Genomic DNA, 22,431 nt, shown 5'->3' on the forward strand with positions numbered 1-22,431 from the left:
GATCTTGAAGCCCTGGCGAGGGCATGGGCCAGGTGCCGTTGACGAGCGGTGGACGCGGTGACAACGCGTGCACATCACCTGCCGCAGCCCGGAGTCGGAAGCGGCCCGCAAGGCAGAGAACGAGAAGATCTACGCCCCGCGGCGCGAGCGCGCCGAGAAGGCGAAGACCGAGCCGGCCACCGAGGCGCAGGTGAAGTACCCGACCAGGCTCGCGGAGAAGGTCGGCAAGGAGCGGTTCGACGCCGAGTTCGCCAAGGTGATCAAGGGCAGCGACATCGCCCCGCGCGCTCCCCGGCAACGTTGCGCGACGGCCGCGAAGCGGCTGACCAAGGCCAGAACCCGCAAGCTCATCACCGCCCTGGTCGGCCACGATTAGTCCTGTTCTGCCCCGGCACGTCCGGGCGTGCTGCACAGGGTGATCACGTGGCCGAGCCGTCCCCGGTCTGGAGTGCGTTCACCCACGCCCGGGCCGCCGCCAGGTCAGGGGCGGTGCCGGCCACCTCGTACGCGAACCCGGTCCACTCTTCCAAGACACGTGGCTCGTCGGGCCGCAGGTGTCCGGCGCCGCCGTGGACGGGTCGGTGACGGCGGTGGACGTCCAGCGGCGGGCGGCGCCGCTTGTCGTACGCGGCGAGCGGGTCGTCGGCGCTCACGCGTGGGACGGCGCGTGACGGCTGGTTCGGGGGGCCGGGTCGGCGGTGCTTGCCCATGCGCTCGATGGTCTCAGGCCGCGATCGTGGTCGGCCGGGCGGCGGCGAGTTCCCTTGCCCGCGTCCGTACGTCCTCGGCCACGGCGGTCCCGTACGGGCGGGCGGCGTCCAGCAGGGTGTTGAGGCGGGAGGCGACGAGCGTGGAGTCGACGCGGGCCGCGTCGTCGAGCGCCTGGTGGGCCGCGGCGGCGCCCCGCTCCGCCTCGCCCTCGTCGAGCAGGGCGGCGGCCAGCCCGATGCGGTCCATGACCTTCACCCGCTCGAATCCGGGGTTCCTGAGCCTGAGGGCGTCGGTGAAGTGGATGCTCGCCGCACGGCGGCCGCGATCGAGCCTGGTGAGGTCGCGGGCGGAGACCGCGCGGGCGCCGGCGTGTTCGGCGGCGTCGAAGTACGCGACCCACTCGGGTACCTCGTCGCCGAGCCCGTCGGCCAGGAGCTCGTCCGCCTGGCCGAGGTGCCGTTCCGCCGCTCGCTCGTCGCCGAGGGCGGCGTGGACCCGGCCGGTCTGCGAAGCGACCAGCGCCCTTGCCGCGGGCAGGGTCGCCTTCGCGGCGGCCACGCCGAGGAGACCGAGGGCGTCGTCCGGGCGGCCGAGGTAGATCATCTGGTGCGACATGCGGGTGACGATCTCCACCCCGCGGTCGCGCTGTCCGGCCTCCCCAGCCGCGTAGACGCCGTAGGACCAGTACCGCTGGGCCGTCCCGTACCGGCCGGAGTCGTGGCTGACCCACCCGGCGAGCGCCGCGAGGTCGGCGGTCGCCGAGAACACCCGGGTCCGCAGGCTGGCCGGCACCCCGTCCTGGATGCGGCGGGCGGCCTCGGCGAGCTGGGCGACGATCGCGGAACGGTACAGCCCGCCGCCCTTGGAGGCGTCGGCCTTGGCGAAGAAGGCGGTCACCTCCTCCAGGGCGGTGACGGTGTCCGAGTCGAACCCCTTCGTGTTGCTGTTCAGCGCGTGGGCGGTGCCGCCGAGCATCCGTTCGGCGGCGAGGATCAGCGGGGCGCCAATGGCGAGCTTGAGGGTGTCGCGGCGATTCATGAACAGGTCCATCTGCGTCCATCCGGCCAGGGTCTGGGCGGCTGCCTCGGTCAGCAGCGGGAGCTGGATGCTATCCAGCACCGGACCGGCGGCGGTCAGGCCGAGATCACCGGGCGCGAGGGGCTGCCCGGCCGCTTCCGCCAGGACGTCCGCGAGCAGGGCGGGCACCGGCGGGCGGGGCCGCTCGCCGTCGATCCAGCGCCGGATGCGGGTGGCGTCCGGCGCGATCTGCCGGTGGCCTCGGGCTTTGCCCGCCACGGCGATCCGCCGGGCGATCTCGCCGTGGGACAGGCCGGACGCCGCGATCCACAGCGCCAGGTGCGGGTTGCCGGATCTGCTGGCCATCGACGCCTCGCCCTCCCCGTTCTGACGTATACGGAGCGTGGCATCTCCGCCACGATTCGCGACCCCTACGGTACTGGTGCGGGCCCTGGGTGGGCAGGGATTCTGCTCGGGCGGCAGCCGCCCGGCTGCCCGGAACGTACAAGGGGAAGGGACTGCGCATGCAGACGCTGGCACCCCAGGCTCCGTGGGCGATGCGGCTGGTCACCGACCGGCTGCCGATCGGTCCGCCGTCGTACGCGGCGGTGACGCTGGATCCGTCCACGCAGACCGCCCACTACACCGACACCGCCGGCCAGGCGGTGGAGATGGGCAAGCACGGAACGAACCAGACCAGCCCGACGACGTCCATGTCCGGCGGCGGGGACGGGAGCAACCCGCAGCCGCAGACCGCGGACGACTCCACCCCCGACTACAGCTCGGACTGACCAATGGCCTCCACCGTCCTGGTCCTCACCGCGCTGGAGGACGTCACCGCGGACCTGGTGATCTCCGCGCTGAACGAGCGTGAGACGCCGGTCGTCCGCGCCGACCCGGCCGACCTCGGCGCCGGCCTGTCCTTCGGGGCCCGCATCGGCGCCGGGGCACCGGCCTGGGGCGGGCGGCTGGTCACCGGCAGCCGGGAGGTGGAGCTGGGGGAGGTGGCGGCGGTGTACTACCGCCGCCCCACCCCCTGGGCCGCCCGGTACGGGCATCTGCCCGCCCAGCAGCGGGACTTCTGTATCGCCGAGGCCCGCCACGGGCTCGGCGGCATCCTGCACACCCTCACCGGCGCCCGGTACGTCAACCACCCGCTGGCGGTGATGCGGGCCGAGTTCAAGCCCGCCCAGCTCCACCTCGCCGCCCGGCTCGGCCTCACCATCCCGCCCACCCTCGTCACCAACGCCCTGGAGGACGCCCGGAAGTTCGCGGCCGAGCACGGCCACGTCATCTACAAGCCGTTCCGCGGGCTGCCCGCCGGCGAGGACGGGCACGCCGGGGCGATCTGGGCCCAGCGCGTCGATGCGGAGACCTTCGACGACTCGCTCACCGTGATGCCGCACCTGTTCCAGGCCGAGGTCCCCAAGACCGGCGACGTCCGCGTGACCGTGGTCGGCCGCCAGGTGTTCGCCAGCCGGATCGAGGCGCCGGATGGCGCACTGGACTGGCGCCGCGGCGACTGGAACGACCTGGTGCACACGCCCACCACCGTGCCGGGGCCCGTCAAGGTGCTGCTGCACCGCTACCTGGCCGGTCTTGACCTGGTCTTCGGCTGCTTCGACTTCGCCCTGACCGGGGCCGCTGACGACCCGGCGAGCTGGGTCTTCATCGAATGCAATCCGAACGGACAGTGGGGCTGGCTCCCGGACGCGCCGGCCATCACGACCGCGTTCGCCGACATCCTGACCAGGAAGGAGGCGGCGCCGTGATGCCCGCCGACCTTGATACCGACTCCGTCCGCCTGCGCGAGGCCATGGCGAAGGCCCTCGCCGAGGACGGCGTCCTTGCCGATCCGGCCTGGCGGCAGGCCGTCGAGGCGGTGCCCCGGCACCGGTTCGTGCCCGGCTTCTACCTGCCTGCCGAGGAACCCGACGCTGGCGGGCTGACGGTATGGGAGCCGGTCACCGCCGAAGGCGACTACGGCCGCTGGCTGGCCTCCGCGTACTCCGACACCACCCTGATCACGCAGTTCGACGGCGACGAACCCGACTGGAAGGCCCCCGTCGTACGGCGTGGCGGGGCGCCGACCTCGTCGTCCACGCTGCCCTCGCTCGTCCTGCGGATGTGGGCCGACGCGGACGTGCAAGAGGGGCACACGGTTCTGGAGATCGGCACCGGCACCGGCTACTCCACCGCGCTCGTGTGCGAACGCCTCGGCTCCGCCGACGTCACCTCGATCGAGGTCGACCCCCACCGCCTCGCCCAGGCCGCCGACGCCCTGTACGGCCTCGGGTACACGCCCACGCTCGCGGTGGCCGACGGGCTGTATGGGTACTGGCCCGAGGCCAGGTTCGACCGGATCGTGGCCGCCTGCTCCTTCCGTGCCGTGCCCCCGGCCCTGCTCGCGCAGACCCGGCCGGGCGGGAAGATCCTGCTCACCCTCTCGGGATGGCTCTACGGCTACGCCCGCGTCCTGCTCACGGTCGCCGAGGACGGCACCGCCGAGGGCCGACTCCTTCCCGGCACGGTGTCGTTCATGTCCGCGCGCACCCACGCGGCGCCCGTGTTCGGCAACCCCGCCCACTGGGCCGCGGGCCTCCCGGAGGAGGGCCGTACGGCCCGGCACAGCCCGCAGCGGATCACGGCCGCGACCGAGGAGGCGTTCCACCTGCGGTTCCTCGCCCAGAGCGCGGTGCCGGACGCGCAGATGACGACCGTCGGCAAGGTGGTGCACCTGGCCGACGTCGTGACCGGCTCCGCCGCCACCCTCACGCGCGTCGAGGGCCGGTGGGAGGTGCGCGAGGGCGGCCCCGTGCGGCTGTGGGAGCGGGTCGAGGGCGTGCTGTCCGCGTACGACGAGGCGGGCCGGCCCGGGCCGGAGACGTTCACCCTGCACGTGTACGACGGCGGGCAGCACCTGCGGCACCCGCAGATGCCCGGCCTGCCGCTGCCCCGCCCCTGAGACGGCCCGCACGCTCCAGGCGCCCGGGCAGGGAGAGCGGCGGTCCCCGCCCGGGCGCCTGGCACGTTCACCGCACCCACTCGTACTCGTCGTCCTCCCCGCCGGCGTCGCGGTCCTCGTCGCTGAGGAGGTCGTTCAGCTCGTCCTCGGTGAACTCGCGCGTCTCGTCCATGGCCCTCATGACGCCGACCCTTCCGCGCCCGGTCGTGCGGCCGGGGCCTGGTCGACCTCCAGCGCACTGAAGTCGACATCGAGGCGGGTGTCGTAGTCCTCCGGGGCGATCCCTAGCTCGTGGGTCGAGTAGACGCCGAACCGGTTGACGTGCTGCGTCAGGTACGGCGAGACCTGGGCCAGGTCCAGCGGGTCGATCACTTCGCCCTCTGCCTGCAACTGCCGCACCACATCCGTGATGTCCAGGGTGTTGTGGAAGATCAGCAGGTCGGCGAGCAGGGAGGTGAACTTCACGTCCTTCTCCTGCTCGACCGGGTCGTTGTGCGCGACCGTGCCGCGCTGGCCGAACCGCACCCAGTCGCTGAAGCCGTTGAACGCCTCGACCTTGTTGGTCGCGGCCGTCACCCGGCCGCGCAGCGGCGCGTCCGGCAGGAACCGAAGCAGCTGCACCGTGCGGATCACGCGCCCGACCTCGCGGAAGGCGGTGTAGGTGGCGTTCTTCTTGGAGCCGGAGCGCAGCCGCTTGAGCAGCAGGGTGGAGGAGATGGCGCCCTCGCGGACCGAGACGGTCACCCGCATCAGGTCCCTGAGGTGGGTCTCGACCAGCTTCCAGTCGATCACGTTGCGGCCCGGCTCGCCGAACAGGGCGTCGATGTGCTCGTAGGTGACCGAGCGGGACGGGCGGAAGAACAGGCAGTCCTTCCAGTTGCGGATCCTGGGCATCAGGTCGGTCCCGAGCAGGTGCGCGAGCGCGAACACCGGATGGCTCTGGCCCTGGGTGTCGGCGTGGACCGTGCCCGGCTGCACCTCGGAGGCGTTCTTCAGCAGGCCCTCGATGATGTAGACCGCCTCCCACACCCCGCACGGCACGGAGTGCGTGAAGGACGCGGCGGGTTCCCGGCCGTCCTGGTTCCCCTCTCCCGGACCCGCTCGGGCCCGGTGCTTCCGGACCCGCCCGGTCCTCCCGGTCCTCCCGGACCGCCCGTGATCCGCACCCGGTCGTCGCCGCGAGGGTGAACCCCGGGGCCGGGCGCGGCCCGCGCGGTGTGGGAGCCGGCGGCGCGACGGAGGCCGGGCTCCGGTACGGAGCGGATCCCGGCCTCGGTGCGGCCCGGCCCGCTCGGGGGTGCCGGGCCGCCGGGGCAGGGGGTCGGCCCCCTCGCGGCGACGGGCGCGTCCTCTCGCACGTGTTCCCCGGAGGCAGTGGGGTACCCCGGGGAACACGCAGGTCACAGCGGTCTCGTCCGGATCGCGGGACGAGTCGTCCGGCGGCCGCCGCCGCGGACCGCCGGCGGTGCCGGTGACCTGGCCGGTGGGGGTGCGAGGAGGGGCGAGCGGGAGTGGGCAGGGGCTGGGGGGGAGGTGCCCGGGCGGAGACGGGCCGCGGGGTCGAGGGGGGAGGGGTTGAGGGGGAGGGTGCGGCGGGGGAGGGTGCGGCGGGGGAGGGGTGCGGCGGTGCGTGGGGGAGGGGCGGGGGCGGGCGAGCGGACTCGCAGGGGTGCGTGATCCGCCCCTCCAGCGTCGGTCAACTCGGGCCCGGGCACAAGAGTGATGAGGGTGCGTCAACACATTTGTCATGAACACGTAACCCAACGGGTAGTGAACCCGGGGCGGGCGCACGCGAAACGTTCTGAAGGTGAGTCAATTTTTTTGGCATGGACACTTCCTGTCAACACGCGTAGCTGCTACCACGGTTACCGCAGAGATCCTGCTAAAGGGAGGTTCCATGAGACGTTCCCGACTTGCCGTATTGGTCAGCTCGGTCCTCCTGGCCTTCGGCACCGCCCTGACCGGGGCCGCCGCGGCGCAGGCGGCCGAGAGTGCCGCGGTCTCCTATGTCGCGCTCGGCGACTCGTACTCCTCCGGTGTCGGAGCCGGGAGTTACATCGGCTCCAGCGGTGACTGCAAGCGCAGCACCAAGGCGTACCCCTACCTGTGGGCCGCCGCCCACTCGACCTCGTCCTTCAGCTTCACCGCCTGCTCGGGCGCCCGTACCAACGAGGTGCTCGCGGACCAGCTGGGCCCGCTCAACTCCTCGACGGGCCTGGTGTCCATCAGCATCGGCGGCAACGACGCCGGCTTCGCGGACGTCATGCTGACCTGTGTGCTGCAGTCCGACAGCTCCTGCATCTCCCGCATCAACACCGCACGGGCGTACGTCGACTCGACGCTGCCCGGCCGGCTCGACGCGGTCTACTCGGCGATCCGTACCCGTGCCCCCTCTGCACAGGTCGTCGTCCTCGGCTACCCCCGCTTCTACAAGCTCGGCACCAGCTGCCTCGGCCTGTCGGAGACCAAGCGGTCCGCCATCAACTCGGCCTCCGACCACCTGAACAGCGCCATCGCCCAGCGCGCCGCCGCCCACGGCTTCACCTTCGGCGACGTGCGCACCACCTTCACCGGTCACGAGCTCTGCTCCGGCAGCGCCTGGCTGCACAGCGTCAACTGGTTCAACATCGGCGAGTCCTACCACCCGACGTCGTCCGGCCAGTCGGGCGGCTACCTGCCGGTGATGAACAGCGCCGCCTGAGCCGTCACCCGCCGGACGGTCCGGCGGCGGAGCCCGCGTCCGCGGTGCTCCGCGCCACGCAGGTCAGCGAGAACCGCACGGAGTCGGACGACCCGCGGACCGGAGCCCGTACCTCCACGCCGAGCGCGTCGCGGTACGTGCCCCGGTCCGCTCCCGTGGTGACGGTCACCGTGTCCCGTCCGGTCCGGGGTCCGCCCTCGGGCAGTGACAGCGTCCGCCAGCCCCCTCCCAGCACGTCCCCGCCCCGGGTCACCCACCGGTACCGCACCTGTGCGGGCAGCCGCTCCACGGTGAACGTGGCCGTGAACGAGGGTGCCTCGGCGTCCGGCGGCGGGCAGACTCCCGTGTACTCCGTGCGCGTGCCGGCCACGGTCACGCGCACCGACTGTGCCGGAGCGTCCGTCGGCGCGGACGCGTCGCCGCCGGTCGGCGTCGGCGTCGGCGTAGGGGTGGGCGTGGGCGTGGCCGTGGGTGTCGGGGTGGGGGTGGGAGTGCCGGAGCGGTCGTGCGCCTGCTCCGGTGACTCGGCGGCCGTCCCGTGCGCTCCGCCCGGCACCGAGGTGGCCGTCCGCCCCTTCGCGTCGCCCTGGCCCCCTCCGCCCCGGCCCCCGCCGCCCAGCAGGGCGTACGTCAGCCCCGCAACGGCCAGGGCCAGTACCAGGAAGCCCGCCACCAGTGCGGTCAGGGCCCGTCCCTCGCGCGGCGGCCGGCCGGGCGTCGCCGCCGTCCCGTTCGTCGGCGGTACGGGTACGGCCCTCTCCCCGCGCGGCGGCACCGAGTGCGCAGGCGGTGTGGCCGCACCGCGCGGCGCGACCGGACCGGCAGCCGCGACGGTGCCGGCGCGTGCGGTCTCCGCGCGTGGTGCGGTCTCCGTGCGTGCGGTCTGGATGTGTGCGGGGTCGCTGGGTGCGGGGTCCGTCCACAGGTCGTCCGTGCGCACGGTGTCGGCGCGCGGGCCGCCACCGGCCGCCACCAGACGCAGTTCCCGCTCCGCCCGGTCCGCGGGGAGCCGCTCGGCGGGGTCCTTGCGCAGCAGCCCCGCGATCACCGGGGCGAGCGCGCCGGCCCGCCGGGCCGGCGGCAGTTCCTCGTCCACGATGGCGCGCAGCGTGCTCAGCGGCGTGTCCCGGCGGAACGGGGAGACGCCCTCGGCCGCGGCGTACAGCAGCACGCCCAGGGACCACAGGTCGGAGGCCGGACCCGGGGTACGGCCCAGCGCCCGCTCCGGAGCCAGGAACTCCGGCGAGCCGAGCACCTCCCCGGTCATGGTCAGCGCGGAACTCCCCTCGACGGTGGCGATGCCGAAGTCCGTCAGTACCACCCGGCCGTCGTCCGCCATCAGCACGTTGCCCGGTTTCACGTCCCGGTGCAGCACCCCCGCCGAGTGCGCGGCGTGCAGCGCCGACAGCACCTCCGCGCCGATCCGGGCAGCGCGGCGCGGCTCCAGCGGGCCCTGCGCCTCCAGCAGTTCGGCCAGCGAGACGCCCCGGACCAGCTCCATCACGATCCACGGCCGGCCCTCCTCGGCGGCCACGTCGTACACCGTGACCACCCTGCGGTCGGCCACCCGGGCCGCCGCCCACGCCTCCCGCTCCAGCCGCGCGTACAGCCGCCGCACGTCGTCGGCGGGCAGTCCGGCCGGCGCCCGGACCTCCTTGACGGCGACCTCGCGCATCAGCACCTCGTCGCGGGCGCGCCACACCGTACCCATCCCGCCCTCGCCGAGCGGGGCCAGGAGGCGGTAGCGGCCCGCGATCAACCGTTCAGCACCCGGTGACTCCGACACGAGCACCCCCCATCGCGGCCGCGTGAGCCGTGTTCCGTCCGGAACGGACCTGTCCGATGTCTTCCCACGGGCGGCTCATCCGAATGCGGTGACCGCCGCCCGGAGCAGCAGCCCCGTCCCCAGCAGCACGACACCTGAGGCGCAGACCAGTGGAAGCGTCCGGCGCACCCTCGTCACCAGCGGGTGTGCGGCCCATCGCGGCCGCTTCTCCAGCGCCCGCACGGCCCGCCCGCCGAGCCGCACCACGGCGAAGCCGGCCGCCGTGAGGGTCAGCGCGAGCCCGGCACCGTAGGCCACGACCAGCAGCAGACCGAACCACGCGTGCCCGAGCGCGGCGGCCCCGACCAGCACGACGACCGCGGAGGGGCTGGGCACGAGCCCGCCCGCGAAACCGAGGAGCAGGGTGCCGCGGAGCGTGGGGGCGGTGGGGTGGGTGTGGGTGTGGCCGTGGTGGGTGTGGGTGTGACCAGGGGCGTGGCCCTGCCGGTGGGGGGTGTCCTCGTGCTCGTGTTCGTGTTCGTGTTCGTGTTCGTGTTCGTGCTCGTGGTGCGGGTGCGGGTGCGGGTGTGCGGACCCGTGGGCGTGGCCGGGGTGGGCGTGGGCGTGGGCGTGCTCGGCCGGATGGTGGCGGGACGGGGCACCTCCTCCCACGGCGCCGGCGCCGGCCCCGGTGAGGGCGAGTTGCCGCTCGGGCACCTCGTCCCCCGTGTTCGCCGGCCGGTGGGTGCGCCCGTGGCCGTGCCCGTGCCCGTGCCCGTGGGTGTGCCCGTGGCTGTGCCCGTGCCCGTGGCCGTGGCCGTGAGTGTGGGCCCGTCCCGGCCAGGCGCGACGCAGCAGGACCACGCCCGCCCCCGTCACCAGGGCCCCGCTCGCGACCCCCAGCCAGCCGATCACCGCGGGCGCCGCCGCTGACCCGGCGGTGACGATCAGCCCGAGGGCGGTCACCCCCAGCGTGTGGGTGACCGTCACGGACACGGCCAGCGGCAGCACGTCCCGCAGCCGCGCCCGGTGTCCGCGGGCCGCCGCCGTCGCGGCCATCAGCGTCTTGCCGTGGCCCGGGGCGAGGGCGTGCAGCGCACCCAGCCCCACGGCGAGGAGCAGCGCCAGCGCCGCGAACCCCAGGGTGAGGTGCTGCCGGGCGACCAGGGCGTCCAGGGCGCGGGTGAAGCGGTCGGCACCGCGCGGCAGCACCGAGGCGGCGGGCGCGTCCCGCCCGTCCTCCGCCAGGGCCGGGCCGCCCGGCCGCACGGTCAGCGAAGCGGTCCGGGTGTCCGCCGGGGACGAGAGCAACTCCTGTGGGTAGCGGGTGAGTTCGCGGGAAGCCGAGGTGTCCGGTACGTCGGACGAGGCCAGCGTCATCCGGTCACCCCGAGCCGTCACCTCCCGCCACCCGGCGGGCCCGGACGAGTCGCCCGCCGCCCGGAAGGCGACCGTCAGACGCGCCTCCGTTGGCAGGGGCGCGGTGAGCCGGCACTCCAACCGCACCGTGTCGAGGCCCGCCTGACCGGGCAGCACCCGTGCCCTGCTGCCGGCCACGGTCAGGGCGACCGTACGGCCGTCCACCTCGGCCTCGCTGTCCCGGGCGGCCCGAGTGCAGCGCGCCCGGGCCCAGCCGGCCAGGCCGGACCGCTCGATCTGCGGGCGGACCTGGGCGGCCGGGATCTCCGCGAGGTCCTCGACGTGGTCGACGCGGAGTGCGCCGGGGGTGGCGACCAGCCCGTCGTACACGTTGACGGTGAAGTTGCCCAGAGGGTGTGCGCCGGCGGAACCGGCGGGCACCAGGGCGAGGGCGCACCCGGCCAGCAGTACTCCGGCGGACGCGCCGAGTACGCGCCCGGCCGGGACGGGGGCGGTCACGCGGCGGCCTCCGGCGTCCCGAGCGCCTTGCGGGCCTCCCGCGCGCCCAGCGGGGAGAAACCGGGGTTGAGTTCCAGGGCGGCCGTCAGATGCGTCCGGGCCTGCCGGTCGTGGCCCGTCCTCAGCTCGATGACCCCGCGGTGGTAGTGGAAGAGGGCGTTGCGGTAGCCGGTGGCCGTGGCGCGGCGGGCGTAGCGGAGAGCCTCCTTGTCGCGGCCGTTCACGTGGAGGGCCCAGGCGAGGGCGTCCGCGGTGTGCACGGTGCGGCGGCGGGACCACTCGGCGCGGGCGGCGCGCAGGGCGGCGGCCCGGTCGCCGTGGTCGGCCGCGGCCAGGGCGGTGTCGAGGTCGACGTCGACACCGCCGGCCCGGGCCAGCGAGGTCCAGGTGCCGACGAGCGCGTACTGCTCGCGCGCCCTGGCCCGGTCGCCCCGGCCGTCCCGCGCCTCGTACAGCTCGCCGAGTGCCACCAGCGCCCCCGGCAGCGGGGCCCGGGCCACGACCCGCTCCAGCCCCTCGATCGCCGCGGCCCGCTGTCCGGCGGCCGCCTGGGCGCGGGCCCGGCCCTCCAGGGCGGGGAGGTAGTCCTCGTCGGCGGCCAGTGCCCGCCCGAAGTGGCGCAGGGCCCGCTCGGGGTCGCCCTCGTTCCAGGCGAGCTGGCCGAGCTGGGTGGCGACGTACGCGAGGTCGCCGGGGGCGGTCGCGCCGGCCAGGGCCTGCTCCAGGACCCGGCGGGCGCCGGTCACGTCGCCGCGCAGCTCGCGCACGTACGCGTACCGGGTGAAGACGGGGATGCCGGGGCGGCGGGCGTCGGCCGTGTCGGCGGCCTTCTCGGCCTCGGCGTAGCGGCCGAGTTCGACCAGGGCGTCCACCCTGCTGCACAGGGCGCCCTCGCTGTACGGGTTGTGGGCGAGCGCCCGGTCGGCGTCGGCGAGGGCGCCGGTGAAGTCGTGCCGGGCGGCGGCGAGTGCGGCCCGCCCCGCCAGCGCCCGGTCGTTGCCGGGCGAGAGGTCCAGCGAACGCCGCAGCGCCTGTTCGGCCCTCGGGTAGTGCGAGGGGTCGCCGTCGGTCCTGGCCCGCTCGACGTGTGCCGCGGCGAGCGCCGCCCAGCCGGAGAAGTCCTTCGGCTGGGACCGCAGATGGGCCTGGAGCGCCTCGACGCCCGACCCCTTCGCCCGGCCCGCGTCCGGCGGCGGGGCCGAGAACGTGGCCGCGCCGTGCTGCGCCCGGGCGCCGCCGAGGGCGACCGAGCCGGCGGTGAAGGCGAGGGCCAGCAGCAGCGCGGGGCCCGCCGCGCGGGCGATCCGCCACCGCCTGGGCGGCCGGTCCGTCTCGGTGTCGTGGGTTCCATGGGGTCCCGTGGACATGACCCTCTCCTGCGTCGGTCGGGTTGATGGTGGGGGCGCGGCCCGCGCCGTGGGGACGGGGGAAGCGGGCCGCGCCGGTCGGGGGTCGGCCGGTACGACGGTCTGTGCGGCGTGTGCGGCGTGTGCCGCGTGTGCCGCGTGTGCGGCGTGTGCGGCCTCTGGGGCGTGTGCGGCCTCTTGGGTCTGTTCGGCCCGAACGGCCCGCCCGCGGTGCCGGCCCGTCCGCCGGGCCGCGGCCGCGGTGCCCGCGGGGCGGGTCACCCGGGCCGCGTGCGGGCCCGGCGGCGCAGCCGTCGGCGGCGCGCTCAGTACGCCCGGTTCCTCGTGCGCCGCCACCACAGGAGGGCTCCGCCGATCAGCAGGACCCCGAGCGCGCCCGCGCCCGCCGACGCGGCGAGAAGCCCGGTACCGGTGGTGCCGCCGGTGGCGCCGGCCGGCTGGAGGGCGTCACCGAGCTGGCTGCGCACGTCCGCCGAACCGTCCGTCCCCTTGGCCAGCGGGCCGCGGGAGCCCTCCGTGGGCAGGGCGACGTACGGGAACTTCTTCTCGAAGTCCTTGTCGTTCGCGTCGACCCCGTCGCCGAGGTCGTTCTTCTGGCCCAGCAGTTCGCCCTCGACGACCTGGAGCGAGGCGTCGATCACGTCGTCGGTGAGCCGGCGCCCGTTCGGGAAGCCCGCGGTGTCCCCGTCGAGGACACCGAGCCGCTTCGGGGTGTGCGCGGGCGGGACCGAGGTGTTGAGCCGCAGCATCTCTGCGGGGCGCACGTGCGGCGGCCGGTTGAGGCCGTCGACTCCCTTGAGGAAGACGTCCACCAGGTCGTTGCGGGGCTCCGCCGGTGCCTTGATCTTGTAGATCGCCTCGATCAGCCGGGGCAGTTCGGGGTGGGTGACGTTCCGCAGGAAGCGGCCGTCGTCCCGGGGCGTGCTCGCGTTGAAGACGTCCTTGTCCTTCAGCGGGTTGACGACCTCGTTGACCAGGGGGCTGCCCAGGCGGGACACCTGGGTGTACTCGCCGTGCGCGTTCCTGCGCTGGGTGGTGGACCAGATCCCGACGACCGGCTGGTGCGCGGACTGCCGGATCATGTGGTTCGGCACCTGCAGGGCGATGCTGTTGACGTTGTAGCCCTTGAGCGTGTCGTTGCCGACCTCGGAGAGGTTCCCGCCGTACAGCAGGTCGAAGACGCGCAGGTCCAGGAAGAACGGGTCGTCGGCCTGCCCCGCGAACGCCGTGGTCCCGCCCGCCAGTTCGTGCACCGCCTCGGCGCGCAGCTTCGCGTAGTCCGGCATGGACGCCTTGCCGACGTTCGACGGGGCGACCGGCACGTTGCGGGCGATCTTCGTGCGGGAGCGCACGCGCTCGTGCTTCATCCGCAGCAGCTCGATGTCGTAGGTCTGCGTGATGTTGAGGTCCGGGTCGTCGAGGCTGTCCACGGGCCCGGTGTTGTAGAGGAAGGTCTTCTTGTTCTTCGTGTGCGTCCGGAACGTGAAGCGGTAGACGAGATCGCCCCGCGCGTCGCCGTCGTTGTCGATGTGGAGGTCGTACTGGGCGTCCTCGGCGAAGGGGAAGAAGTTCGGGCCGCCGGCCGGCTCCTCGAACGGGATCCAGTTGGCGATGATCGTGGTGGTGTCCGGCCGGTCCGGGCTGACGAACGCGTACACGTCCGTGTTGTCGTACTGCGGCTGTCCCGAGACCAGCGGGGCCTCCCGGTGGCTGGAGGCCACCGCCGTCCGCGGTTCCAGCGCCGTCGCACCGGCGGCCGCGAGCCCCGCGGCGGCCAGCGACCCGCATACCAGAGCCGCCACGCCCCTGCGTCCCGACGTGCTTCCAGAGATAGCTGTCATCCCGTCCGTCCTTGGTGCCGAGTTGCCTGACGTCGGGGGATTCGGAGTCCCCCGCGCACCGGATTGGTCGGCCGTGGAAAAATCTCGGAATCTCTTTCCGCGCCGTCGGCCCGCGTTTTCGCCGCGCTGATCCGTATCCCCTGCGGGAGGTGCGTGCGGTGCGGACACCTGGTGTGACAGGGCGGGCCCGGTGCGGACGTCGAGAGGGGGACCGGATGGAGGCGGAGGACTTGCTGCAACGTGTCGCGGCGGGCGACCATCGGGCGTTCGAGGACCTGTACGGACTGGTGTCCGGGCCGGTGTTCGGACTGGTACGGCGTGTGGTGCGGGACCCGGCGCAGTCGGAGGAGGTGGCTCAGGAGGTGCTGCTCGAACTCTGGCGCACTGCCGCCCGTTTCGACCCCGGCCGGGGCAGCGCCCTCGCCTGGGTGCTCACCGTCGCCCACCGTCGGGCCGTCGACCGGGTGCGCAGTGCCCGTGCCGCCGGGGAGCGCGAGCAGCGCGAGGCCCTGCGCTCCGGCGGGCCCGCCTTCGACCAGGTCGCCGAGGAGGTGGAGGCCGGGCTGGAGCGGGAGTGGGTGCGGCGCTGCCTGCACCGGCTGACCGCGCTGCAACGCCAGTCCGTCACCCTCGCCTACTACGACGGCTACACCTACCGTGAGGTCGCCGAACGGCTGAAGCTGCCCCTCGGCACGGTCAAGACCCGGATGCGCGACGGACTGCTGAGGCTGCGCGACTGCCTGGGAGGTGCGGCGTGAGGGGCCACCCGCGGCCGGGCCCGCTCCGGCCTCGCCCGCCGCGGCGGCAGCTCCGCCCGCGGCCGGCTCGCCACACGTGTCCGCGGTCCCGGCACATGTCCGCCCGGCACATGGCCGCCCGGCAGACGTCCGCCCGGCACATGTCCGCCCCGCCCGTGTCCTCGGGCCCGCACCGGCCCGGGAGCCCGTTCGCGTTCCCGGCCCGCCGGCCCCGCGCCGGCCGAGGCCGCCCGGGAGGTGCCGCATGAGCCTGCTCGGCCGACTCCGCGGCCGCCCGGACCCGCACTCGCTCGCGGCCCCCTACGCGCTGGACGCCCTCGACCCGGACGAGCGACGGCGCTTCGAACGGCACCTGGCCGGATGTGAACGCTGCGCCGCCGAGGTCCGCGACCTCACCGAGGACGCCGTACGGCTCGCCTGGTCCGCGGCCGCCGCACCCCCCGCCGCGCTGCGCGACCGGGTGCTGGCAGCGGCCCGCACGACCGCGCAGGAACCGGCCGGGGCGCCACGGCGCGCGGGCGGGCAGCCCGCCGGGCGGCTGCCCGCCCATGTCTGGGGCACGCAGCCGCCGCCGGCACGCACCCGTGCGCCCCGGCCGCGCCCCCTGCTGGTCCCGTTCGCCACGGTCACCGCCGCCGCGGCACTCGTTGTCGCCGCGCTGTTCGCCGTCCAGGCGGACGAGTCGCGCCAGCGGCTGGCCGCCGAGCGGGACCGGGCGCGTGAGATCGCCCACGTTCTGGCCGCCCCCGACGTGCGGACGGCGGGTGCGCGGGACACCGGCGGCCGCAGTATCGGAGTGATCGCTTCCGCCTCGGCCGGGGAAGCGGTGATCACCCTGAGCGGATACGGCGATCCGCCCGACGGCCGGGTGCGCCAGCTCTGGCTCATGCGCCCCGGTGCGCGGCCCCGGTCCCTCGGGCTGTTCCAGGGCGACGACACGCCCTTGGTCGCGACCGGTCTCGACCCCGCTTCGACGTCACTCGCTGTGACCGTCGAGCCGGGCGGCGGCTCCCCGCAGCCCACGACCCGGCCGGTTGTCCAACTCGCCCTGGAATCGGTCGGATTCGGAGAGTGACGGCGGAGGAGTCGTCAACACCCTTACGGGGAAGGTGAATCCTGTGGCCGCGATACACGAGTGCCCCCGGAGGGCGATAGGGTTACCCTGCCCGTGGGCCGGGTGGACTCGTACGGGTGGGGAGTGACATGGAACAGATAACTGCACGCAGGGCGAGGGTCCCTGCGATCACCTGCGGCAGCGGTGCGACCAGTTCGCGCCTCGACCGGCATCTGTCGGTGCTGGCGGGGCCTGCCGTGCCGCAGCAGAAGACGGCCGACGCCACTTCGCTGATCGTCGAGCTGACCGCCCGTGACACCGCCGCCCGTCCCGGCAGCCGGGGTGCGCGCGTGGGCCGCGTCTCGCTGTTCGCGCCGCTGCGCCGTCTGCGCCGCACCCTGTTCGGCGGTCACTGAGCCCCGGCGTCCCATCCCCGGGCCGCCTCCCGGGGTCCGGCGCGCTAGACCGCCGCACCGTCCCGCCGCAGCGCCGCGATCTCCTCGTCCGTCATCCCCGTGGCGCGCAGTACCGCGTCCGTGTGCTGCCCCAGCGCTGGCACGTCACCCATGCACGCCTCGCCCCCACCCGGCAGCGTGATCGGCGGCAGCAGCGCTCGCAGCGGCCCGGCCGGCGAGCCCACCTCCCGCCACCGCTCCCGCGCCGCGAGCTGCGGATGCTCCACCACCTCGGACACGTCCCGCAGCCGCGCGCAGGCGAGGCCCGCGCCCTCCAGCCGGGCCATCGCCTCGTCCGCGCCCCAGGCGGCCAGCGCCTCGGCCACGACCGCGTCCGTGGCCGCCCGGTCCGCCACCCGTGCCGGGTTCGTCGCGAACCGCGGATCCGTCCCCAACTCAGGTCTGTTCAGCACCTGTTCGGCAAGCCGCCGCCACTCCCGGTCGTTCTGCACGGACAGCAGCACCCGTCCCCCGTCGGCCGTCCGGTAGGCGTCGTAGGGCGCGATCACCGCATGGCCCAGCCCCGTACGGGCCGGCGGAGTGCCGCCGTGCAGCGTGTGGTGCAGCGGATGCCCCATCCACTCCGCGAGCGCGTCCAGCATCGACACCTCCACCGGCCCGCCCCGGCCCGTGCTGCCGCGCCGCACCAGTGCCGCCAGCACCCCGGAGAAGGCGTACATGGCCGCCGCGATGTCGGCCGCCGGGATGCCCGCCTTCACCGGCCGCTCCGCCGTCCCGGTCACCGACACCAGCCCCGCCTCGCACTGCACGAGCATGTCGTACGCCCGCTTCGAGGCGTACGGCCCCGGCGTGCCGTAGCCGGAGACGTCCACGGCGATCAGCCGCGGATGCGCGGCGCACAGCGTGGCCGCGTCCAGGCCGAGCCGGGCCGCCGCGCCCTGCGCGAGGTTCTGCACGAACACGTCCGCGTCCGCGATCAGCCGCAGCACCGCCTTGAGCGCGCGCGGGTCCTTCAGGTCCAGCGCCACCGACTCCTTGCCGCGGTTGCACCACACGAAGTGCGAGGCGAGACCGCCCGCGGCGGTGTCGTACCCGCGGGCGAAGTCACCGCCGTCGACCCGCTCCACCTTGATCACCCGCGCGCCGAGGTCGGCGAGCTGCCGGGTGGCGAACGGGGCCGCGACGGCCTGCTCGACGGCGACGACGGTGACGCCGTCCAGGGGCAGGGGCAGGGGCAGGGGCAGAGGCAGGGGCTGGGGCTGGGGCTGGGGCTGGGGCGCGGGTATGGGGAGTCGGTCCATGCGGGGGATCATCACCCGTGACGGCAGGCCGTGTCAGCCCCGGGCCGCCGGGTCACAGCAGGGCGAACTGGCCCCCGGGACCCTCTTCGGGGTGGTCCAGGACCGACGCGGGCCTGCGCGCCGCGTCCGGTACGGGCAGGACTCCCGCCTCGTGCAGGTCGCCCGCCGTCACCGGGGCCGCCGCCGTCGGTGCACCCGCCACCCGCCGCAGTCCGGCGGTCAGCGCCAGTACGGTGATCAGCTCCAGCAGCTCCGAGGTCCAGGCCTGCGGCCAGGAGCGCGGCCGGACGGCGTCCAGGGTGCCCGGTTCCGGCGCGGCCGTCCGCGCCGCGAACCACGCCTCCAGGACCCGCCCGCCCTCCGCCTCGAAGTCCCAGGCCTGCGCGGGTACCGGCGAGATCCGGCCCTCGTCCAGGTGGAGGACCTCCTCGTCGCGGTCGTAGCGCAGGGCGAGCGGGCGGGCCGGGAGCGGGGCGCGGACGTAGGGGCGGCGGCCGCCGGGGAGCCGGGGGCGCTCGCCGTCGCGGCGCATCAGCCAGAGCAGGCGGCGGCCCGTGCGCACGCCCTCGTCCCAGGTGCCGGTGTCCCCGGTGAGCGGCACGGTCAGGTCCGCGCGGGCGGCCGCGAGGATCCAGGCCAGCACGTCCCCGGGCGGCACCGGACGGCCGAGCCGGGCGGCCAGGTGGTCCGTGAGGCCGGGGGCGAGGTTGGGCTCGGTGCCGCCGGGGCGCCGGTACAGCGGGCGGACGCGGCCCCGGCGGGGGAGCGGCGGCAGGGACGTGGCGAGCAGGGGGAGGTCCGGCGTGCCGGGTGCCTCGACCACGAAGACCTGCCGGGCGTCCGCGACCCGCCACAGTTCCGGGCGGGCGGCGTCGATGAGGCGCTGGTCGGGGATCAGCCACTGCTCGTCGAACGGGCCGCGCAGCACCCGGACGGGCTCCGGGCAGGGGCCCACCGCGCGTGCCAGCCGCTCCGTGCCGCCGCGCCGGCCGGGCAGCTGTCCCACGGCCGTGTGCAGGGTGCGGGCCCGGGTCGGCGCGAACAGGGTCTCGCGGTCCGCGCCTTCGGCCCGCACCAGCGCCGCCCAGCGGGCCCGCAGGGAGTCCGGGTCCGGCGCCACCGGCCAGCCGCGGCCCAGCCGGGGCGGTGCGACGGACCACGGCATGAGGTCCGCGAGGGGCGGCGCGTCGTCGTCGTGCGTCACGCCCGGCATGGTACGACGCGCCGCCGGAGGCGGGGCCGGGTGAGGGCGTGCGTCACCGTGACGGGCGGGGTGCGCCAGGTGCGCGGACCGGGTGGCGGTCGCCCCGACCCTGCGGGGCGCCGGGGGTCAGGGCCTCCATACGAGGCGGGTGCGCGGCGGCCGGGGTGCCCGGACGGGGGTGCCGGGCGGTCCGGGAGACCGGTCCGCGGGGGCCGCGGGGGCGCCGGGCGGCCGGACCGGGTGGGGGAGAGCCCCGGCGGGAGGGCGCCTCATCGGGAGGGTGCCGCAGCGGCCGGCGCCTCGGTCAGGTCGCGTCCAGGGTCACCGTGAAGGAGAAGCGGTCGCCCCGGTAGTGGATGACGACCACGTCCAGCGGGCGGCCCGCGGTGTCGTAGGTGACGCCCGTGTAGTGCAGGATCGGGCTCAGCAGCGGCACGTCGAGCAGCCGGGCCGTCTCCGGGTCCGCGAGCCGGGCCTCGACCGTGTCCGTGATCCGGCTGATGTCCGCCCGGACCACGTCCCGCAGCACCTTCGTCATCGGCCAGCGCACCAGGTCGGCGGGGTCGATGCGCTCGGCCACCTCCGGACGTACGTAGTTGCGTGCGTGGTTGGTCGGCTCCCCCGTCTTCTCGTCGCAGCGCAGCCGGTGGTACGTCGCCACCTGCGCCAGATCCGGGAAGTACTCGGCGAGTTCGCCGGGGGGCGCGGCCCGGCCGTGGCCGAGCAGCCGGGTCGCCATGCCCGACTGCTGGGCCACGATCGCGTCGACCGAGCCCAGCAGCCGCACCGGGGCGCCCCGGCGGGCCCCCGGCTCGATGAAGGTGCCCCGCCGGCGGTGGCGGGTGATCAGCCCCTCGTCCTCCAGTTCCTTCAACGCCTGCCGCATGGTCAGCACGCTCACGCCGTAGTGGCCCGCCAGCTGCTCCTCCGTCGGCAGCCGCAGCGGGTCCTGCGGGGAGCGGCCGAGTATCGAGGCGCGCAGCGACTGCGACACCTGGTACCAGAGCGGCAGCTTGCGGTTGAGGACGATCGAGTCCGGGGCGAAGGAGGTCACGGGGCCATCCGTACCTCTCGGGGATCGCTCCGTGCAACCGCTCACCGCCTCCGCACGGCTGCTCACAGCGCGCGGAAGTGCCGTTCCATGCCGTCCCACACGGCGTCGTAGCGCTCCTGGAGATGCTCCGCGCCGGCCGCGTGCGGGGTGAGCGTCAGCGGCCAGCGGGTCTCGAACATGAACGCCAGTCCGTCGTCGACCTTCTGCGGCACCAGGTCGGCGGCGCTGGCCCGGTCGAACGTCTCGCGGTCCGGCCCGTGCGCGGACATCATGTTGTGCAGCGAGCCGCCGCCCGGCACGAAACCGCCCTCGCCGGCCGTCTTCGCGTCGTACGCGCCCTCGATCAGGCCCATGTACTCGCTCATCACGTTGCGGTGGAAGTACGGCGGCCGGAAGGTGTCCTCGCCCACCAGCCAGCGCGGCGCGAACACCACGAAGTCGACGCCCGCGAGCCCCGGCGTGTCCGACGGGGAGGTCAGCACCGTGAAGATCGACGGGTCCGGGTGGTCGTAGGAGATCGAGCCGATCACGTTGAAGCGGCGCAGGTCGTAGACGTAGGGCAGGTGGTTGCCGTGCCAGGCGACGACGTCCAGCGGGGAGTGGTCGTAGGTCGCCCGCCAGAGGTTGCCGCAGAACTTGCTGACCACCTCCACCGGCCCCTCCACGTCCTCGTAGGAGGCGACGGGGGCCAGGAAGTCGCGGGCGTTGGCGAGCCCGTTGGCGCCGATCGGGCCCAGGTCGGGCAGCCGGAAGGGGGCGCCGTAGTTCTCGCAGACGTAGCCGCGGGCGGTGGCGTCCAGCAGCTCCACGCGGAAGCGCACCCCGCGCGGGATCAGGGCGACATGACCCGGCTCGGCGCGCAGCAGGCCGAACTCGGTGCGCAGCAGCAGCCCGCCGTGCTCCGGCACGATCAGCAGCTCGCCGTCGGCGTCGCTGAAGACCCGGTCCATGGAGACGTCGGCGTGGTAGAGGTGCACGGCCATGCCGGCCCGCTGCGTCACGTCGCCGTTGCCGCCGAGTGTCCACAGGCCGGCCAGGAAGTCGGTGCCCTGCGCCGGGGCCGGCAGCGGATTCCAGCGCAGCCGGTTGGGGTCCGGCACCGTCTGCGTGAACGGGCCCGTGCCGAGAGTGCCGTTGTCCGTGCGGGTGAACGCCGGGTGGGCGGCCGAGGGGCGGATGCGGTACAGCCACGAGCGCTGGTTGTGCGCCCTGGGCTCGGTGAACGCCGAACCGCTGAGCTGCTCGGCGTACAGGCCGAGGGGCGCGCGCTGGGGCGAGTTGCGCCCCTCGGGCAGGGCGCCCGGTACGGCCTCGGAGCTGTGCTCGTTGCCGAAGCCCGAGAGATAGGACAGGCCTTCGGCGGTCTTCCGCGCGTCCGCGCTCATGCTCACTGCTCCCTGCCGTCTGAGTCCGTGCCTGGGATGGTGCGGTACCGGCGCGGCCCGTGCAGGGCGCCGTCCCATTCCTATGGAACACCATAGGAATGGGTTCCGTCCGACGCAAGGGTTCCGGGCGAGGTTCCGTGATCTCCTCCCGCGCCTGTGCCCGTCACCTGCTTCGCGGCGCCCGGACCGGGCGGCGCCCGCAGAGCAGTCGCCCCCGGCGAGGAGCGGGCCGCGGAGCGGGGGCCGGCCTCCGGCGAGGCACCGCCGCAGCGGGGCGGCCGGAGGCTGAGTACACCGGCCGCCGTGTCGCGTACACAGGGGCGTGGTTCACCTGATCCCGGCGGAAGGGCATCATGAACTCCGTGTCCCACGCGACCCCGCTCCGCCGCGCCCCCGTGCAGCGGCGCAGCGCCGAACGGCTGGCCAGGATCCTCGACGCCTGCGCCGACCTCCTCGACGAGGTCGGCTACGACGCGCTGAGCACCCGCGCGGTGGCATCCCGGGCGGGCGTGCCCATCGGCTCGGTCTACCGGTTCTTCGGCAACAAGCGGGCGATGGCCGAAGCCCTCGCCCAGCGCAACCTGGAGCGCTTCACCGGGCACGTCCACGCGCGGCTGCAGCGGGTCGAGCGCGGCGACTGGCGGGCGGCCGTGTCCGCCGTGCTGGACGAGTACCTGGCCATGAAGCGCACCGCGCCCGGCTTCTCCCTGGTCGACTTCGGCAACCAGATCCCGGTCGGCTCCCGCGACGCCGAGCCCAACCACCGTGTCGCCGGCCGCCTCACCGACCTCCTCGCCGCCCACCTTCCGCGGGAGCCGGACGAGGCCATGCGGCGCGGCTTCCTGATCGCCGTGGAGACCGCCGACACCCTCGTCCACCTGGCGTTCCGGGTCGACCCGCAGGGCGACGAACAGATCGTCGCGGAGATGCGCGAGCTGCTCTTCGCCTACCTCGCGCGCGTACTGGACTGAGCCGGGCCCGCAGCCCGGCAGCGGCTTCGGGACCTCACCCCTC

General features: G+C 74.7%; 20 protein-coding genes. 9 read left to right on the top strand and 11 right to left on the bottom strand.

Going from position 1 to position 22,431, the window contains the following annotated elements; genetic code table 11:
* The first annotated feature begins 67 nt into the window (after positions 1-67).
* On the top strand, positions 68-376 hold the full coding sequence (locus AC5K6T_RS07470) for a hypothetical protein (protein WP_493206710.1): 309 nt from the start codon (positions 68-70) through the stop codon (positions 374-376).
* Positions 377-419: 43 nt separating this feature from the next.
* Here AC5K6T_RS07470 and AC5K6T_RS07475 read toward each other — a convergent pair whose 3' ends face one another.
* A complete protein-coding gene (locus AC5K6T_RS07475) occupies positions 420-653 on the bottom strand; it encodes a DUF6087 family protein (protein WP_493206712.1) in 234 nt (77 codons plus the stop codon).
* A gap of 70 nt (positions 654-723) precedes the next feature.
* Positions 724-2,094 (bottom strand): NsdA family TPR-like regulatory protein, encoded by a 1,371-nt coding sequence (locus AC5K6T_RS07480; RefSeq protein WP_493206714.1) that lies wholly within the window; start codon positions 2,092-2,094, stop codon positions 724-726.
* Between the two features lie 158 nt (positions 2,095-2,252).
* On the opposite strand from AC5K6T_RS07480, the gene AC5K6T_RS07485 reads away from it, so the two are divergent.
* From AC5K6T_RS07485 to tgmC, 3 genes are read left to right on the top strand one after another with little or no spacing between them, the layout of a single operon-like run.
* Entirely contained in the window at positions 2,253-2,519 is a 267-nt protein-coding gene (locus AC5K6T_RS07485; protein ID WP_493206716.1) for a putative ATP-grasp-modified RiPP, read from the top strand.
* 3 nt (positions 2,520-2,522) lie between these two features.
* The gene (gene tgmB / locus AC5K6T_RS07490) at positions 2,523-3,500 is read left to right on the top strand and encodes an ATP-grasp ribosomal peptide maturase (protein WP_493206718.1); all 978 of its coding nucleotides are present in this window, start codon (positions 2,523-2,525) and stop codon (positions 3,498-3,500) included.
* Positions 3,500-4,693, top strand: a complete 1,194-nt coding sequence (gene tgmC, locus AC5K6T_RS07495) for an ATP-grasp peptide maturase system methyltransferase (RefSeq protein ID WP_493206720.1) — start codon at positions 3,500-3,502, stop codon at positions 4,691-4,693. The genes tgmB and tgmC overlap by 1 nt, the downstream gene beginning before the upstream one ends.
* Before the next feature lie 177 nt (positions 4,694-4,870).
* On the opposite strand, the gene AC5K6T_RS07500 is transcribed toward tgmC, so the two are convergent.
* A complete protein-coding gene (locus AC5K6T_RS07500; RefSeq protein ID WP_493207401.1) occupies positions 4,871-6,442 on the bottom strand; it encodes a Tn3 family transposase in 1,572 nt (523 codons plus the stop codon).
* A gap of 148 nt (positions 6,443-6,590) precedes the next feature.
* Here AC5K6T_RS07500 and AC5K6T_RS07505 point away from each other — a divergent pair, with 148 nt between their 5' ends.
* A complete protein-coding gene (locus AC5K6T_RS07505) occupies positions 6,591-7,394 on the top strand; it encodes an SGNH/GDSL hydrolase family protein (protein WP_493206722.1) in 804 nt (267 codons plus the stop codon).
* A 4-nt stretch (positions 7,395-7,398) separates the two neighbouring features.
* On the opposite strand, the gene AC5K6T_RS07510 is transcribed toward AC5K6T_RS07505, so the two are convergent.
* From AC5K6T_RS07510 to AC5K6T_RS07525, 4 genes are all read right to left on the bottom strand, one after another.
* On the bottom strand, positions 7,399-9,180 hold the full coding sequence (locus AC5K6T_RS07510) for a serine/threonine-protein kinase (RefSeq protein WP_493206724.1): 1,782 nt from the start codon (positions 9,178-9,180) through the stop codon (positions 7,399-7,401).
* Positions 9,181-9,255: 75 nt separating this feature from the next.
* Positions 9,256-11,037, bottom strand: a complete 1,782-nt coding sequence (locus tag AC5K6T_RS07515; RefSeq protein WP_493206726.1) for a nickel transporter — start codon at positions 11,035-11,037, stop codon at positions 9,256-9,258.
* Positions 11,034-12,743: a tetratricopeptide repeat protein gene (locus tag AC5K6T_RS07520; protein ID WP_493206728.1), complete on the bottom strand. Its 1,710-nt coding sequence runs from the start codon at positions 12,741-12,743 to the stop codon at positions 11,034-11,036. The genes AC5K6T_RS07515 and AC5K6T_RS07520 overlap by 4 nt, the downstream gene beginning before the upstream one ends.
* The gene (locus AC5K6T_RS07525; protein WP_493206730.1) at positions 12,710-14,245 is read right to left on the bottom strand and encodes a DUF4331 domain-containing protein; all 1,536 of its coding nucleotides are present in this window, start codon (positions 14,243-14,245) and stop codon (positions 12,710-12,712) included. The genes AC5K6T_RS07520 and AC5K6T_RS07525 overlap by 34 nt, the downstream gene beginning before the upstream one ends.
* A 173-nt stretch (positions 14,246-14,418) precedes the next feature.
* On the opposite strand from AC5K6T_RS07525, the gene AC5K6T_RS07530 reads away from it, so the two are divergent.
* The 3 genes from AC5K6T_RS07530 to AC5K6T_RS07540 all read left to right on the top strand — a co-directional run bounded on the left by AC5K6T_RS07530 (position 14,419) and on the right by AC5K6T_RS07540 (position 16,473).
* Positions 14,419-15,003 carry a sigma-70 family RNA polymerase sigma factor gene (locus AC5K6T_RS07530; protein ID WP_493207403.1) on the top strand — a complete coding sequence of 195 codons (585 nt, stop codon included), beginning with the start codon at positions 14,419-14,421 and terminating at the stop codon, positions 15,001-15,003.
* 244 nt (positions 15,004-15,247) lie between these two features.
* Positions 15,248-16,078, top strand: coding sequence for an anti-sigma factor (locus tag AC5K6T_RS07535; protein ID WP_493206732.1), 831 nt, complete (start codon positions 15,248-15,250; stop codon positions 16,076-16,078).
* 128 nt (positions 16,079-16,206) lie between these two features.
* Positions 16,207-16,473 carry a hypothetical protein gene (locus AC5K6T_RS07540; RefSeq protein WP_493206734.1) on the top strand — a complete coding sequence of 89 codons (267 nt, stop codon included), beginning with the start codon at positions 16,207-16,209 and terminating at the stop codon, positions 16,471-16,473.
* Positions 16,474-16,517: 44 nt separating this feature from the next.
* On the opposite strand, the gene AC5K6T_RS07545 is transcribed toward AC5K6T_RS07540, so the two are convergent.
* The 4 genes from AC5K6T_RS07545 to hmgA all read right to left on the bottom strand — a co-directional run bounded on the left by AC5K6T_RS07545 (position 16,518) and on the right by hmgA (position 21,417).
* On the bottom strand, positions 16,518-17,774 hold the full coding sequence (locus AC5K6T_RS07545) for a CaiB/BaiF CoA transferase family protein (RefSeq protein ID WP_493206736.1): 1,257 nt from the start codon (positions 17,772-17,774) through the stop codon (positions 16,518-16,520).
* Between the two features lie 52 nt (positions 17,775-17,826).
* Positions 17,827-18,987, bottom strand: a complete 1,161-nt coding sequence (locus tag AC5K6T_RS07550) for a type ISP restriction/modification enzyme (RefSeq protein WP_493206738.1) — start codon at positions 18,985-18,987, stop codon at positions 17,827-17,829.
* Between the two features lie 295 nt (positions 18,988-19,282).
* Positions 19,283-20,032: a GntR family transcriptional regulator gene (locus AC5K6T_RS07555; protein WP_493206740.1), complete on the bottom strand. Its 750-nt coding sequence runs from the start codon at positions 20,030-20,032 to the stop codon at positions 19,283-19,285.
* Between the two features lie 62 nt (positions 20,033-20,094).
* Complete coding sequence (gene hmgA / locus AC5K6T_RS07560; protein ID WP_493206742.1) at positions 20,095-21,417, bottom strand: homogentisate 1,2-dioxygenase; 1,323 nt, start codon at positions 21,415-21,417, stop codon at positions 20,095-20,097.
* A gap of 353 nt (positions 21,418-21,770) precedes the next feature.
* Between hmgA and AC5K6T_RS07565 the strand changes: the two genes are divergently transcribed.
* Positions 21,771-22,388, top strand: a complete 618-nt coding sequence (locus tag AC5K6T_RS07565) for a TetR/AcrR family transcriptional regulator (protein WP_493206744.1) — start codon at positions 21,771-21,773, stop codon at positions 22,386-22,388.
* Positions 22,389-22,431 lie beyond the last annotated feature (43 nt).

The sequence above is a fragment of the Streptomyces sp. B8-7 genome (assembly GCF_058833805.1).